Below are 14455 nucleotides of genomic sequence, written 5' to 3'. Positions count from 1 at the left end.
CCAGATGTGGAAGCCCGGTAACGGGTGAAGCTGACTGGTACTAATAGGCCGAGGGCTTGTCCTCAGTTGCTCGCGTCCACTGTGTTAGTTCTGAAGCAACGAACAGTTGCTGGTTTCTAGAGCTAGAACATAACTACAAAGTGTGCTTGTTCGCTCGAAACCGATAGGGTTTCGGTGGTCATAGCGTTAGGGAAACGCCCGGTTACATTCCGAACCCGGAAGCTAAGCCTTTCAGCGCCGATGGTACTGCAGGGGGGACCCTGTGGGAGAGTAGGACGCCGCCGAACAATCTTTCAAAGGACCCTTGGTCCAGCGTTCAACGCTGGACCAAGGGTCCTTTTTGTTTTTCACCTCTTTACGCCGAAGCGCGGCCATGGGTTGGTTGCGCGAGAATGACTAGCGGTACCCCGAAGACAGGAGTCACACCCATGTCCAACTCTCCCGACGATCGTCCGGAGCGCGAGCCTCGGCGCAACGACGGCGGTGACAGGGGCGGCTACCGCGGGGGCCGTGACGACCGTGGTGGCGACCGTCCCCCGTTCCGTCGTGACGACCGTGGTGCCAGTGGCCGGCCGTCCAGCGGTGGTGGCGGCTTCCGTCGCGATGACCGCGGTGGACGTCCCGCCGGCGGTGGTGGCGGCGGTTTCCGCCGTGACGACCGCGGTGGCGACCGCCCGTCCTACCCGCGCCGTGACGACGACCGTGGTGGCCGTCCTTCCGGTGGTGCCGGCGGCGGCGGTGGCTTCCGTCGCGACGACCGTGGTGGCGACCGTCCCAGCTTCCCGCGTCGTGACGACCGTGGCGGGGACCGTCCCTCGTACCCGCGTCGTGATGACGACCGTGGTGGCCGTCCCCAGGGTGGTGGCGGCGGTTTCCGTCGTGACGACCGTGGTGGGGACCGTCCGTCCTACCCGCGTCGTGATGACGACCGTGGTGGGCGTCCCCAGGGTGGTGGCGGCGGCTTCCGTCGCGATGACCGTGGTGGGGACCGTCCGTCCTACCCGCGTCGCGACGACCGCGGTGGCGACCGCCCCTCGTACCCGCGCCGCGACGACGACCGTGGTGGATTCCGCGGTGGCCGTGACGACCGTGGTGGCGACCGTCCCAGCTTCCCGCGTCGTGACGACCGTGGCGGGGACCGTCCGTCCTACCCGCGTCGTGATGACGACCGCGGTGGCCGTCCCCAGGGTGGTGGCGGCGGCTTCCGTCGTGACGACCGCGGTGGGGACCGTCCGTCCTACCCGCGTCGCGACGACCGTGGTGGCGACCGTCCCTCGTACCCGCGCCGTGACGACGACCGTGGTGGATTCCGCGGTGGCCGTGACGACCGTGGCGGAGACCGTCCGTCCTACCCCCGTCGCGATGACGACCGTGGTGGCCGTCCCCAGGGTGGTGGCGGCGGCTTCCGTCGTGACGACCGCGGTGGCGACCGTCCGTCCTACCCGCGTCGCGACGACCGTGGCGGGGACCGTCCCTCGTACCCCCGTCGCGACGACGACCGTGGTGGATTCCGCGGCGGCCGTGACGACCGTGGCGGCGACCGTCCGTCCTATCCGCGCCGCGACGACCGTGGCGGGGACCGCCCGTCCTACCCGCGTCGTGATGACGACCGTGGTGGGCGTCCCCAGGGTGGTGGCGGCGGCTTCCGTCGTGACGACCGCGGTGGCGACCGTCCCTCGTACCCGCGCCGTGACGACGACCGTGGTGGATTCCGCGGTGGCCGTGACGACCGTGGCGGCGACCGTCCGTCCTACCCGCGCCGCGACGACCGCGGTGGCGACCGTGGCGGGTTCCGTGGTGGCCGTGACGATCGCGGTGGTGACCGTGGTGGCTACCGTGGTCGCGATGACCGCGGCGGCGACCGTGACTTCCGCGCGGACCGTGACCGGGACCCGGTCAAGCGGCTTCCGATCGACGAGGACGTCACCGGCTTCGAGATCGACGCCGATGTGCGTCAGGAGCTGCTGAGCCTGCCCAAGGGCCTGGCCGAAGAGGTTTCCAAGAACCTCGTCATGGTCGCGCGGCTGATCGACGACGAGCCCGAGCAGGCGTACGCGTACTCGCGCATCGCCCTGCGGTTGGCCTCCCGCGTCGCCGCCGTCCGTGAGGCCGCCGGCTTCGCCGCGTACGCCACGCAGAAGTACAGCGAGGCCCTCGCGGAGTTCCGTGCCGCCAAGCGCATGACCGGCTCCGTCGAGCTGTGGCCCGTCATGGCCGACTGCGAGCGCGGCCTCGGCCGTCCGGAGCGGGCACTGGCCATGGCCGGCGAGCCCGAGGTGCAGAAGCTGGACAAGGCCGGTCAGGTCGAGATGCGTCTGGTCGCGGCCGGTGCCCGGCGGGACCAGGGGCAGCTCGAAGCCGCCATCGTGACCCTGCAGAGCCCGGAGCTGGCCTCCAGCTCCGTCCAGCCCTGGACCGCGCGCCTGCGGTACGCCTACGCCGACGCCCTGCTGGCGGCCGGTCGTGAGGACGAGGCGCGCGAGTGGTTCGCCAAGACCCTCGAGGCGGACAAGGACGGGTCCACCGACGCGTCCGACCGTCTCGCGGAGCTCGACGGTGTCGAGTTCGTCGACGCCTCGATCGACTTGTCCGACCTCGCCGAGGACCAGGACCAGGACGAAGACCGCGACGAGGACGAGGACGACGACGAGGGTCAGGACGCTGCGGAGATCGCCGCGGCCGAGCGCGCCTCCGACGTCGCCGAGTACTACGACGAGGACGACGAGGAGTACGAGCCGCTGGAGCAGTCCGCGGCCGACGCCGACGCCGACGTCGAGGACGACAAGGCCTGAGCCACGGTGACATGAAGAAGGGCGGTACCCCGGTCGGGGTACCGCCCTTCTTCATGTCCGGAGGAGGTCAGTCCAGGCCGCGCAGGACCAGGCCGGTGGCCGGTTTCGGTCCGAAGGACGTGGACTTGCGGGGCATGGTGACGCCCTGGCGGGCCAGGTCCCGTACGACTTCCTCGCGTACGGGATGCAGCAGCACCGCCGTACCGCCGTGCCGCTCGGCCATGGCCACGGTGGACGCGGCGTCGTGGATGTACGTGATCTGGTCGGGGGTGTCCGGGATGTGCCAGAGGGCGTCGAGCAGGGTCGCGTGCAGGACGGTGGCGTCCAGCCGGCGCCAGGCCTCGGGGCGGTCGTGGCGGACCGTGGTGTCGAGGAGCGCCAGATCGGGGTCGGTGACCAGATGGAAGGCGCCGTCACCGGCGATCAGGAAGGCGTTGCCGCGTTCCGAGGCGTCCGCGAGGGCGTCCAAGGCCAGCGGGAGCGGTCCGTCGACCGGCCGGACGCGGAAGTGGCCGTCGAGGGCGGCGAGGGCGTCCGCCACCGGGAGGCGGCGCAGCATCCGGTGGATGGCGCGGACCTGGAGCGGGTAGCGGGCGGTGTCCACGAGGAGGACCAGGCCGAAGTCCCAGGCGGTGGGGGAGCCGTGCTCCTCCTGGAGGCGCAGGTAGGTCGCCCAGCGGTGGTGGCCGTCGGCGATGAGGGCCTGGCGGTGGCTGAGGTCGGCCGTGACGGCGGCGAGTTCGGCCGGATCCGTGATCGCCCACAGGCGGTGCTGGAAGCCGTCCTCGGTGGTCGTCGACAGGAGGGGGTCGAGTCCGGCGGTCCGTTCGACGACAGCGGCCGCTCCCGTACCGGGGTCCTCGCCCCGGTAGGTGAGCAGGAGGGGTTCGAGGTTGGCGGAGGTCGCCCGCATCAGGCCGGCCCGGTCGGTGACCACGTCCGGCATGACGTCCTCGTGCGGCAGGACGATGCCGGCGTCGGCCGTGGACAGGGCGAGGGCGCCGATGATGCCGCGCTGGAGCAGGCCGGCCCGGCGCTGCTCGTACACGTAGAGCGCGGGCTCGGGGTCGGCGCTGAGGATGCCCTTGGCGAGCCAGTCGTGGAGAGTGCGCGCGGCCTGCTCGTTGCGCGCGGCCGGGGTACCCGCCTGAGGGAGGATCAGGCGGACGATGTTGTGCGGGTCGGCGGATTCGAGGTGGTCGACTCCGTCGGGGCGCACGACCACGTCGTACGGCGGCGAGGTGACGGCGGCCAGGCTGCCGACACGCTCGGCGACGTAACGCAGGCCATGGAACGGGATCAGGCGCAGCCCATGCTCCGCGATACCAGAAGTGGTCATTGGTGCATCGTAAGACCCGTCTCGCCATGCGGGATGATCGGGGCAGTACGGAATCGGACAAGGTCGATCTCATGAGGAGCGGACAGGATGACCCGGCAGAGCAGGACCAGTCCCGCGGCCAGCGAGCAGAGTCTGCACCAGGCCTACGACACCGCCCTCCTGGACCTGGACGGGGTGGTGTACGCGGGCGGTGAGGCCATCGCGTACGCGGTGGAGTCCCTCGCCGCGGCCCGGGCGGACGGGATGCACCTCGCGTACGTCACGAACAACGCGCTGCGGACGCCGGACGCGGTCGCGGAGCACCTGGGTGAGCTGGGCATCCCGACGGAGGCGGCCGAGGTGATCACCTCGGCGCAGGCGGTGGCCCGGCTGATCGCGGAACAGGTGGAGCCCGGGTCGAAGGTGCTGGTGATCGGCGGGGACGGGCTGCGGGTCGCGCTGCGCGAGCGGGGTCTGGTGCCGGTGGACTCGGCCGAGGAGGAGGGGCTCGCGGCGGTCGTCCAGGGGTACGGGGGTCCCGACCTGCCGTGGGGGCGGTTCGCGGAGGCCTCGTACGCGATCAACCGCGGGGTGCCGTGGTTCGCGTCGAACACCGACCTGACGATTCCGGGGGCGCGCGGGATCGCGCCGGGCAACGGTGCCGCGGTGGAGGTCGTACGGATCGCCACGGGCGCGGAGCCGCAGGTGGCGGGCAAGCCGCTGCCCCCGATGCACCGGGAGACGGTGCTGCGGACCGGGGCGGAGCGACCGCTGGTGGTCGGCGACCGGCTGGACACCGACATCGAGGGCGCCTTCAACGGGGAGGTGGACTCGCTGCTGGTGCTGACCGGGGTCACCGACGCCGAGCAGCTGCTGCGGGCCGAGCCCAGGCACCGCCCGACCTATGTGGACCGGGATCTGCGGGGGTTGCTGACCGGGCAGCCGGAGGTGGAGCCGTGCGCGGAGGGCTTCCGCTGTGGCGGCTGGACGGCGGTGGCGACGAACGGCGGCGTGCTGGAGCTGCGCGAGAACGCGGAGAGCGGGGCCGACGAGGAGGTTACGGAGGCCGGGGGGACGGGCGATCCGCTCGACGGGCTGCGGGCGCTGTGCGCGGCGGCCTGGACGGCGGCCGGCGACGGGGTCTGCACGCTCGACGCGGCGAAGGCACTGGCCAGGCTGGGTCTTTAGGGCGGTCCGGGGGACCCGCCCGTGCGGAAGGTAGGTTAGCCTAACCTGCGTGTTGGTCGAGAGTCCCCCTGAACCCGAACGGAGCGCGGCGCCCGAGAAGGGCGCCGACGCCGCCGTAGCCCGCCCGCGCCATGCCGCACGCGCCGCCGGTCTGCTCGCCGCCCTCGCGGTGTTGGCACTGATCGCCGTCGTGAGCATCGCCGTGGGCGCCAAGCAGATGTCCCTGGACGCGGTCTGGCACGGCCTGTTCTCCTACGCGGGCACGCCCGACGACGTGGTGGTACGGGACCTGCGGATCCCGCGCACCCTGCTCGGGCTGATGGTCGGGCTCGGACTCGGCCTGTCCGGTGCCGTGATGCAGGCCTTGGCCCGCAACCCGCTGGCCGAACCCGGCATCCTCGGCGTCAACGCCGGCGCCGCGGCCGCCGTGGTCTCCGCGATCAGCTTCTTCGGCGCGAGTTCGCTCAGCGAGTTCGTGTGGTGGGCCTTCCTCGGCGCCGCCTTCGTCTCGGTCCTCGTGTACGTGCTCGGCGGCAGCCGCAGCGCCACCCCGGTGCGCCTCGCGCTCGCCGGTACGGCGGCCAGCGCCGCGCTCGTCGGCTACATCAACGCCGTGCAGCTGATGGACAGCAAGGCGCTGGACAAACTGCGCTTCTGGACGGTGGGTTCGCTGGCCTCGGCCAACATGGACACCGTCCGGCAGGTGGCTCCCTTCCTGCTCGTCGGCGCGGTGCTCGCGCTGGCGCTGGGCCGGCCGCTCAACGCGATGGCGATGGGCGACGACACCGCGCGGGCGCTCGGCGCGCACCTGACGCGGACCCGGATCTGCGCCATGGTGGCCATCACCCTGCTGTGCGGTGCGGCGACCGCCGCGTGCGGGCCCATCGTGTTCGTCGGATTGATGGTTCCGCACCTCGTGCGGACCTTCACCGGTCCCGACATGCGTTGGGTGCTCGCGTACTCGGCCGTCCTGTCGCCGGCCCTGCTGCTGGGCTCCGACATCGTCGGCCGGGTCGTCACCCGGCCCGCCGAACTGCAGGTCGGCGTCGTGACCGCGCTCATCGGCGGCCCGGTCTTCATCTACCTGGTTCGGCGCAAGAGGATGGCCCAGCTGTGACCGCGACCGCGACCGAGACGTCGACCGCAACCGCGACCGACACGCCCCGCAAGGGCCGCCGGCCCGGCCCCCGTCCGCTGCACCTGCCCGGCGGGGTGTCGCTGCGCGTCGAGCGGCGCGCCCTGGCCTCCGGGGTCCTGCTGACCGTCGCCGTGCTCGCGATGTCCGTCCTCCTCATCGGCACCGGCGACTTCGAGATCGCGCCGTGGGACGTCGTACAGACCCTGCTCGGCAACGGCACCCCCGCCACCGACTTCATCGTCAACGACCTGCGGTTGCCGCGGGTCCTGGTCGCGCTGCTCGTCGGCGCGGCGCTCGGGATCTCCGGAGCCGTCTTCCAGTCGGTCTCCCGCAACCCGCTCGGCTCCCCGGACATGCTGGGCTTCGGCTACGGCTCGGCGGTCGGCGCGCTCGTCGTCATCATCCTGTTCAAGGGCGGTGCCACCGAGGTGGCCGTCGGCGCGCTGGTCGGCGGTCTGCTGGCCGGAGCCGCCGTCTACCTGCTCGCCTACAAGCAGGGCATCCAGGGCTACCGGCTGGTGCTGGTCGGCATCGGCGCCTCCGCCATGCTCGTCGCCGCGATCCAGTACCTGATCACCAAGGCCCAGCTGATCGAGGCCACCCGGGCCATGGTCTGGCTGACCGGTTCGCTGGCGGGCCGGGACTGGGCGCAGGTGTGGCCGCTGCTCGCCGTGTGCGCGGTGCTCTTCCCGCTGGTCCTCGGGCAGGGCAGGGCCCTGCGGATGATGGAGATGGGCGACGACGCCGCCTACGCGCTCGGGGTGCGGGTGGAGCGGACGCGGCTGCTGTTGATGCTCGCGGCGATCCTGCTCACCACCGCGGCCAGCGCCGCGGCGGGGCCGATCAGTTTCGTCGCGCTGGCCGCGCCGCAGCTGGCCCGGCGGCTGACCCGCTCGCCCGGCGGGAACCTGATGAACGCCGCCCTGATGGGGTCGGTGCTGCTGATGGTGTCCGACTGGGCCTCGCAGCGGGCCTTCGGCGCCGACCAGTTGCCGGTGGGCGTGGTGACCGGCCTCGTCGGCGGTGTCTACCTGCTCTGGCTGCTCGTCACCGAGCGCAAGGCGGGACGTATATGAACCTGATGAGGAGTACGCAAGTGCAGCGGCTGACCGCGGAGAACGTGACCCTCGGCTACGACCAGCGGGTCATCGCCGAGAACCTGTCGGTGGAGATCCCCGACAACTCCTTCACGGTGATCGTCGGTCCCAACGCCTGCGGCAAGTCCACGCTGCTGCGGGCCCTGTCGCGGATGCTGAAGCCGTCCACCGGGCGGGTGCTGCTGGACGGGCAGGCCATCGGGTCGATGCCCGCGAAGAAGGTCGCCAAGACCCTGGGCCTGCTCCCGCAGTCCTCGATCGCGCCCGACGGCATCACGGTGGCCGATCTGGTCTCGCGCGGCCGGTACCCGCACCAGGGGCTGCTGCGGCAGTGGTCGGCCGAGGACGAGCGGGTCGTGAAGGAGTCGATGGCCTCGACCGGGGTCGCCGAGCTCGCGGACCGGGCCGTGGACGAGCTGTCGGGCGGGCAGCGGCAGCGCGTGTGGATCGCGATGGCGCTGGCCCAGCAGACGCCGCTGCTGCTGCTCGACGAGCCGACGACGTACTTGGACATCCAGCACCAGATCGACGTGCTGGACCTGTGCGCGGAGCTCCACGAGACGCAGGGGCGGACGCTGGTGGCGGTGCTGCACGACCTGAACCACGCGGCCCGGTACGCGACGCATCTGATCGCGATGCGGGGCGGGAAGGTCGTCGCGGAGGGGCCGCCGGCGGAGGTGGTCACCGCGGAGCTCGTGGAGAAGGTGTTCGGGCTGCGCTGCCAGGTGATCCCGGATCCGGAGACGGGGACGCCGCTGGTGGTTCCGGCGGCGCGCAAGGCCCGTGTGGTGGCCCGGGCGGAGTAGCCTCCGGCCCGGGTGGCGGTTCGCTGCCGGTGCGGCACCGTTGCCGGGGGCGCCGCCCCCGGACCCCCGCGCCTCAATCGCCGGCGGGGCTGAAGTACGGCCGGCGGGGTGGAAGGGCGCTAGAGCATGCTTTTCAGGCGGAGGAGGTCGCGGAAGCCGGCTTCGAGTTTGACTCGGCCCGAGGCCCAGGCCTTCGCGAACTTCAGCTCGCCCGCGACCAGGGCCACGAGGTCGTCGCCCGTCATCGCGAGCCGGATCTGCGCCTTCTTCGCGGGCGGGCCCGGAGCGACCGCGTCCACCTGGATCCGGCCCGTGTCGAGGCGGCCCGTGAACGTCTGGTCCAGGTCGGTGATGTGGCAGCTCAGGGAGCGGTCGAACGCGGCCGCGCCGCGCACGCCGTCGTCGGCCCGTGCGAGATTGCCGGAGAGGTTGTCGAGTGCTTCACGGCACTCCTGGATCGTAGCCATCGTGATCACGACCGTACCGCAGAGCCATGCGTGGTCGCGGGGCGCTTCGGGGTAGCGTCGGGGCATGACCGACGAAGCCGCCGACCCCCCGGTCGAAGCCTCCGCCGAGCCCGCCGAGCCCGCCGAGCCCGCCGAGGCCGCCGGGCCCGTGGCGCTGGGCGTCGTACGCACGCCCACCGGCCACGCCGGCGTGGACGCGCACCTGGCGCGCCTGGCGGCCGCCGACCACCTCGCGGCGGACGGACACGTCGAGGTGTACGAGGATGTGCACCGGGGGCTGCGTGAGGCGCTGACCGCGCTGGACGCACCGCCCGTCCCCGGACCGTACGAAAACAGGAGCTGAACCGAACGTGGCAGGAGTGGCACGCCGCCGCCTGGACGCCGAACTGGTACGCCGCAGCATGGCCCGCTCGCGCGAGCACGCCGCGCAGCTGATCGCCGCGGGCCGGGTGACCGTGGGCGGCACCACCGCGACCAAGCCGGCCACCCAGGTGGAGACCAGCGCGGCCCTGGTGGTCCGCGCGGACGACAGCGATCCCGACTACGTCTCCCGGGGCGGCCACAAGCTGGCCGGCGCGCTGGCGGCCTTCCGGCCGCAGGGGCTGGCCGTCGAGGGTCGCCGCGCGCTGGACGCCGGCGCCTCCACCGGCGGGTTCACCGACGTGCTGCTGCGCGCGGGCGTGGCCCATGTGATGGCCGTGGACGTCGGCTACGGGCAGCTGGCCTGGTCGCTGCAGAGCGACGACCGGGTCACGGTCAAGGACCGTACGAACGTGCGCGAGCTGACGGTGGAGCAGCTCGACGGGCTGCCGGTCGACCTGGTCGTCGGGGACCTGTCCTTCATTTCCATCGGTCTGGTGCTGCCGGCGCTGGTGCGCTGCTGCGCGCCGGACGCGGACCTGGTGCTGATGGTCAAGCCGCAGTTCGAGGTCGGCAAGGACCGGCTGGGCAGCGGCGGCGTGGTGCGCAGCCCGGAGCTGCGGGCCGAGGCCGTGCGCGAGGTCGCGGCGCAGGCGGGGAAGCTCGGACTGGGTGTTCTCGGGGTGACGGCGAGTCCGCTGCCGGGGCCGTCGGGGAACGTCGAGTACTTTCTGTGGCTGCGGGCGGGGGCACCGGCACTCGACCCGGCGGATGTTGACCGTGCAGTGGCGGAGGGGCCGCAGTGACAGATTCATCGGGTACAGCGGGATCGGTTTCGACTTCGGGTTCCGGACTTTCGGGGGAAGGGCGGACGGTCTTCCTGCTCGCGCACACCGGACGGCCGGCGGCCATCCGCAGCGCCGAGCTGGTGGTGCAGGGTCTGCTGAGATGCGGGCTGGGCGTGCGCGTCATGGAGCACGAGGCGGTGGACCTGCCGCTGCCCGCCGAGGTGGAGCTGGTCACCGAGTACACCCCGGGGGCTCTCGACGGCTGTGAGCTGCTCATCGTGCTCGGCGGTGACGGGACCCTGCTGCGGGGCGCGGAGTTCGCGCGTGCCTCGGGGGTGCCGATGCTGGGTGTGAACCTGGGCCGGGTGGGCTTCCTCGCCGAGGCCGAGCGCGACGACCTGGACAAGGTCGTGGACCGGGTGGTGACGCGCTCGTACGAGGTCGAGGAGCGGATGACCCTCGACGTGATCGTGCGGACGAACGGCGATGTGCTCCACCGGGACTGGGCGCTGAACGAGGCCGCCGTCCAGAAGGTGTCCCCGGAGCGGATGCTGGAGGTGGTCCTGGAGATCGACGGGCGCCCGGTGACCGGCTTCGGCTGCGACGGGATCGTCTGCGCGACTCCGACGGGCTCCACGGCCTACGCCTTCTCCGCGGGCGGGCCGGTGGTCTGGCCGGAGGTGGAGGCGCTGCTGATGGTGCCGATCAGCGCGCACGCGCTGTTCGCGAAGCCCCTGGTGACCTCGCCGACCTCGGTGCTGGCGGTCGAGGTGCAGAGCGGTACTCCGCACGGCGTGCTGTGGTGCGACGGGCGGCGCACGCTGGAGTTGCCCGCCGGGGCGCGGGTCGAGGTACGGCGAGGTGCCGTTCCGGTGCGGCTCGCCCGCCTGCACCACGCGTCCTTCACGGACCGGCTCGTCGCCAAGTTCGCGCTGCCGGTGTCGGGTTGGCGTGGGGCGCCGCACTGAGGCGCAGCTCACACCACTCTAATAGCATATCCGTTCGAACAACTCGGAACGGGTGACGTCACATGGCACCCATGAAACCTCGGTATCGTCGTCCCGTGCTTGAGGAGATGCGGATACGGTCGCTCGGGGTCATCGACGACGCGGTGGTCGAGCTGTCGCCCGGATTCACCGCGGTGACCGGCGAGACCGGCGCGGGCAAGACGATGGTCGTCACCAGCCTCGGGCTGCTGCTCGGCGGTCGCGCCGACCCGGCCCTGGTACGGATCGGGGCCAAGGCCGCGGTGGTCGAGGGCCGCATCGTCATGCGCCCGGACGCCGCCGCCGCCGTACGCGCCGAGGAGGCCGGGGCCGAGCTCGACGACGGCGCCCTGCTGATCAGCCGGACCGTGTCCGCCGAGGGCCGCTCGCGCGCCCACGTCGGCGGCCGCTCCGTGCCCGTCGGCCTGCTCGGCGAACTCGCCGACGACCTGGTCGCCGTGCACGGGCAGACCGACCAGCAGGGGCTGCTGCGCCCCGCCCGGCAGCGGCAGGCCCTCGACCGGTACGCCGGGGACGCCGTCGCCGTCCCCCTGGAGAAGTACGGCTCGGCCTACCGCAGGCTCCGCGCGGTCGCCGTGGAGCTGGAGGAGATCACCACCCGGGCCCGGGAACGGGCCCAGGAGGCCGACCTGCTGCGCTTCGGGCTGGACGAGATCGCGGCCGTGGAGCCGGTGGCCGGCGAGGACACCGAGCTCGCGGCCGAGGCGGAGCGCCTGGGACACGCCGAATCGCTGGCCTCGGCGGCGCAGCTGGCGCACGCCGCGCTCGCGGGCAACCCCGAGGACCCGGAGGCCATCGACGCGAACATGCTCGTCGCGGGCGCCCACCGGGCCCTGGAATCCGTACGCTCCCACGACCCGGCCCTCGGCGCGCTCGCCGAACGGATCGGGGAGCTGGGCATCCTGCTGTCCGACGTGGCCGGGGAGCTGGCGGGCTACGCCGACGACCTGGACGCCGATCCGCTGCGACTGGCCGCGGTCGAGGAGCGGCGGGCCGCCCTGACGCAGCTCACCCGCAAGTACGGCTCCGAGGGCACCGTGGACGCCGTACTGGAGTGGGCCCAGCAGGGCGCGGCGCGGCTGCTGGAACTGGACGGCGACGACGAGCGGATCACCGAACTGACCGCGGAGCGGGACGGGCTGCGCTGCGAACTGTCGCTGCTGGCACAGGCGCTGACCGACGCGCGGGTGGAGGCGGCGACCCGCTTCGCCTCCGCGGTGACGGAGGAGCTGGCCTCGCTTGCGATGCCGCACGCCCGCGTGACCATCGACGTCCGGCAGTCCGACGACCCCGACGGCGTGGACGTGGACGGCCGCCCCGTCGCCTACGGCCCGTCGGGCGCGGACGAGGTCGAACTGCTGCTGGCCCCGCACCCGGGCGCCCAGCCGCGACCGATCGCCAAGGGCGCCTCGGGCGGTGAGCTGTCCCGGGTGATGCTCGCCGTCGAGGTCGTCTTCGCGGGCTCCGACCCGGTACCCACCTACCTCTTCGACGAGGTCGACGCGGGCGTCGGCGGCAAGGCCGCCGTCGAGGTGGGCCGGCGGCTGGCGAAGCTGGCCAAGTCGGCGCAGGTCGTGGTCGTCACGCACCTGCCGCAGGTGGCGGCCTTCGCGGACCGTCAGCTGCTCGTCGAGAAGACCAACGACGGATCCGTCACGCGCTCCGGGGTCACCGTCCTGGAGGGCGAGGACCGTATCCGTGAGCTCTCGCGCATGCTGGCCGGCCACGAGGACTCGGTCTCGGCGCGGGCACACGCCGAGGAACTGCTGGCCGCGGCGCGCGCGGACGCGTGAAACGTACGACGGTGGGGCTCGGAACGCTCGGCGTTCCGAGCCCTTCGCCGTACCCGGTACGGCGAAGGGATAGTCCGTGTGGGTGAGGCTGAGGCGCGTCCTGCGGTATCTCGTACGGGATCCGCACCCGTATGGTCCCGGAACGCGCGTGCGGACTGGCATCCTTGGCGACGTCTCTGACTCCCTCACCCTGGAGCTTCGGCCCGTGAGCAGCTCCCCGGTCTCCACCTCCCTCCCGGCCCAGCCCTACGGCCGGCCGCCGCTGCGCACCGTGCAAGTACTCGGCACCGGTGCGGGCGCGGGCAGCAGCGCGCACGTACGGTCGCTCGCGACCGGCCTCGCCGCGCGCGGGGTACGGGTCACGGTGTGCGCGCCCGTCCAGGCGGAGGGGGAGTACGACTTCACCGGTGCCGGGGCGCAGTTCGCCCCCGACGCGGTCAGCGTGCTGCGGGCCGCCTGCGCCGGAGCCGACCTCGTGCACGCGCACGGCGTACGCGCCGGGATGCGCGCCGCCCTGGCCATACGGGGGCGCCGGGTGCCGTTGGTGGTGAGCTGGCACGGCGAGGGCCCGACGGCGGCCGGAGCGCTCGGACGGCTCAGCCGGATGCTGGAACGACACGTCGCCCGCGCCGCGGCGGTGGTGCTCGGAGCCTCCTCGGACCAGGTGGACGTGGCACGGCTGCGGGGCGCCAAGGATGCGCGACTGGCCCCGGTGGCGGTACCGACCGAGCCGGCGGGACCGGAGGCGGCGACCGACCCCGACAAGGTACGGGCGGAACTCGGCGCGGTGGAACGGCCGCTGCTGATCGCCGTCGGCAGCCTGGTGCCGCACCGGGGGTACTCCGTGCTGCTGGACGCGGCGCGGGAGTGGCGCGGCCTGGACCCGGCACCGCTGCTGGTGATCGCGGGGGAGGGGCCGCTGCGGGCGGAGCTCTCCCGGCGGATCGAGGCGGAGGGACTGCCGGTACGGCTGCTGGGGCGCCGCCGGGACGCGGCGCAACTGCTGGCGGCGGCGGACCTGGCGGTGCTGCCGAGCCGGTGGGAGGCGCGGGCGCTGCTGGCGCAGGAGGCCCTGCGGGCGGGCGTACCGCTGGTGGCCACGGCGGTGGGCGGCGTCCCGGAGCTGTTGGGGGAGGGCGCGGTCCTGGTCCCGCCGGGCGAGGCGGGGCCGCTCGCCTCGGCCGTGACCGGCCTGCTGTCCGACCCGGACCGCCGGGCCGCGCTGGCGGCCGCGGGGCGCGTGCAGGCCGCGACGTGGCCGTCGGAGGACGACACGGTGGCGCAGGTCCTGTCCGTCTACGACGAACTGATGGAACGCCGTCGGTAGCCTCCGGGCGGGGGTGGCGCGCCGTCCCGACCCGGGGGCTCCGCCCCCGAACCCCCGCGCCTCAAACGCCGGCGGGGCTGGTCTTTCAGCCTCGCCGGCGTTGAGGCGCGGGTCCGGGCAGGGCCCGGGAAACGGTGGAAGGGCGGGTAGGGGTCAGCCCCGCAGGGCCACCCACGGCCACACAGCCGGGCGCGGCGCCGCTGCGGGGCTCCGCCCCGGGCCCCGCGCCTCAAACGCCGGCGGGGCTGGAACAGGCGGGGCTCCGCCCCTGAAGGATCGGCGAGACGGGAAGGGCGGACGCAGCCCCGGCCGCGCGCCCTGAACGCGGGCGAGGCCGGGTGTGCGGTGGCCGCGGGATCGACGGACGGAGTCCG

Annotated in this window: 12 protein-coding genes, 1 rRNA gene and 1 pseudogene; 12 read left to right on the top strand and 2 right to left on the bottom strand. The window is 73.0% G+C overall.

The window, feature by feature from the left end; translation table 11 throughout:
• Window positions 1-170: 170 nt before the first annotated feature.
• The 3 genes and pseudogenes from rrf to BCL76_RS21335 all read left to right on the top strand — a co-directional run bounded on the left by rrf (window position 171) and on the right by BCL76_RS21335 (window position 2792).
• Window positions 171-287 (top strand): 5S ribosomal RNA (rrf, locus tag BCL76_RS21345).
• Between the two features lie 105 nt (window positions 288-392).
• A pseudogene (locus BCL76_RS40515) lies at window positions 393-1883 on the top strand (hypothetical protein); the annotation flags it as partial.
• Between the two features lie 66 nt (window positions 1884-1949).
• On the top strand, window positions 1950-2792 hold the full coding sequence (locus tag BCL76_RS21335; RefSeq protein ID WP_109781026.1) for a tetratricopeptide repeat protein: 843 nt from the start codon (window positions 1950-1952) through the stop codon (window positions 2790-2792).
• 67 nt (window positions 2793-2859) lie between these two features.
• Here the strand turns inward: BCL76_RS21335 and BCL76_RS21330 are convergent, their stop codons facing one another.
• Window positions 2860-4131, bottom strand: coding sequence for a DUF1015 family protein (locus BCL76_RS21330; protein ID WP_181382639.1), 1272 nt, complete (start codon window positions 4129-4131; stop codon window positions 2860-2862).
• A gap of 87 nt (window positions 4132-4218) precedes the next feature.
• Between BCL76_RS21330 and BCL76_RS21325 the strand changes: the two genes are divergently transcribed.
• Genes BCL76_RS21325 through BCL76_RS21310 form a run of 4 tightly spaced genes read left to right on the top strand, consistent with a single transcriptional unit; the run spans window position 4219 to window position 8339 of the window.
• A complete protein-coding gene (locus BCL76_RS21325) occupies window positions 4219-5298 on the top strand; it encodes an HAD-IIA family hydrolase (protein ID WP_109781025.1) in 1080 nt (359 codons plus the stop codon).
• A 49-nt stretch (window positions 5299-5347) separates the two neighbouring features.
• Window positions 5348-6415 carry a FecCD family ABC transporter permease gene (locus BCL76_RS21320; protein ID WP_109781024.1) on the top strand — a complete coding sequence of 356 codons (1068 nt, stop codon included), beginning with the start codon at window positions 5348-5350 and terminating at the stop codon, window positions 6413-6415.
• Entirely contained in the window at window positions 6412-7512 is a 1101-nt protein-coding gene (locus BCL76_RS21315) for a FecCD family ABC transporter permease (protein ID WP_109781023.1), read from the top strand. The genes BCL76_RS21320 and BCL76_RS21315 overlap by 4 nt, the downstream gene beginning before the upstream one ends.
• Before the next feature lie 5 nt (window positions 7513-7517).
• Window positions 7518-8339, top strand: coding sequence for an ABC transporter ATP-binding protein (locus BCL76_RS21310; RefSeq protein ID WP_234319383.1), 822 nt, complete (start codon window positions 7518-7520; stop codon window positions 8337-8339).
• A gap of 119 nt (window positions 8340-8458) precedes the next feature.
• Here BCL76_RS21310 and BCL76_RS21305 read toward each other — a convergent pair whose 3' ends face one another.
• Entirely contained in the window at window positions 8459-8806 is a 348-nt protein-coding gene (locus BCL76_RS21305) for an alkyl sulfatase C-terminal domain-containing protein (protein WP_109781073.1), read from the bottom strand.
• 64 nt (window positions 8807-8870) lie between these two features.
• On the opposite strand from BCL76_RS21305, the gene BCL76_RS21300 reads away from it, so the two are divergent.
• The 5 genes from BCL76_RS21300 (at window position 8871) to BCL76_RS21280 (ending at window position 14081) form a co-directional block, all read left to right on the top strand.
• On the top strand, window positions 8871-9149 hold the full coding sequence (locus tag BCL76_RS21300; RefSeq protein WP_109781022.1) for a hypothetical protein: 279 nt from the start codon (window positions 8871-8873) through the stop codon (window positions 9147-9149).
• A gap of 7 nt (window positions 9150-9156) precedes the next feature.
• Complete coding sequence (locus BCL76_RS21295; RefSeq protein WP_109781021.1) at window positions 9157-9972, top strand: TlyA family RNA methyltransferase; 816 nt, start codon at window positions 9157-9159, stop codon at window positions 9970-9972.
• Window positions 9969-10922: an NAD kinase gene (locus tag BCL76_RS21290; RefSeq protein WP_258309820.1), complete on the top strand. Its 954-nt coding sequence runs from the start codon at window positions 9969-9971 to the stop codon at window positions 10920-10922. Before BCL76_RS21295 ends, BCL76_RS21290 begins: the two co-directional genes overlap by 4 nt.
• A gap of 107 nt (window positions 10923-11029) precedes the next feature.
• A complete protein-coding gene (gene recN, locus BCL76_RS21285; protein WP_109781020.1) occupies window positions 11030-12754 on the top strand; it encodes a DNA repair protein RecN in 1725 nt (574 codons plus the stop codon).
• Between the two features lie 205 nt (window positions 12755-12959).
• A complete protein-coding gene (locus BCL76_RS21280; protein WP_258309819.1) occupies window positions 12960-14081 on the top strand; it encodes a glycosyltransferase family 4 protein in 1122 nt (373 codons plus the stop codon).
• Window positions 14082-14455: the final 374 nt, after the last annotated feature.

The organism is Streptomyces sp. CG 926, assembly GCF_003148825.1.
Lineage (GTDB): Bacteria > Actinomycetota > Actinomycetes > Streptomycetales > Streptomycetaceae > Streptomyces.
The sequence above is the reverse complement of the archived record's forward strand: the minus strand, read 5'-3'. Positions and strand labels throughout refer to the sequence as shown.